Genomic DNA, 345 nt, shown 5'->3' on the forward strand with positions numbered 1-345 from the left:
GATAGACTTTGATTTAGTAACTTTTATTAATAATCTATTGTAACTTTCCATTGAATTTGTAGTATATATCAATCTTCTTATCTCTTGAGGATATTTAAAATATGTTGCTAGTTCATTCCAATTGCTTAGCCAACTTCTTAATGCTATCGCATATTGATTATCCCATTTTTCCTCTAAGAGCAATAGCTCACTTAACGCTACCTCTTCTGTAATTGCATCATATACTTTCTTTAAATCTTTTGCAAATTCTTTTCTATTTTTATATGATACGTAATTTAAAATATTTCTAATTTGATGCACAACATATCTTTGTATTTCAGTATCAAGAAATACTGCTTTAATCGC

The 345-nt window shown here is 27.2% G+C and carries 1 protein-coding gene; it reads right to left on the reverse strand.

Annotated features, from left to right (window positions below; genetic code table 11):
- Window positions 1–342: transposase (locus KGF42_RS19365; protein WP_227826926.1), on the reverse strand; the 342-nt coding region annotated here is incomplete at its 3' end.
- Window positions 343–345: the final 3 nt, after the last annotated feature.

The sequence above is a fragment of the Clostridioides sp. ZZV15-6383 genome (assembly GCF_020657735.1).
Taxonomy (GTDB): Bacteria; Bacillota; Clostridia; order Peptostreptococcales; family Peptostreptococcaceae; genus Clostridioides; species Clostridioides difficile_D.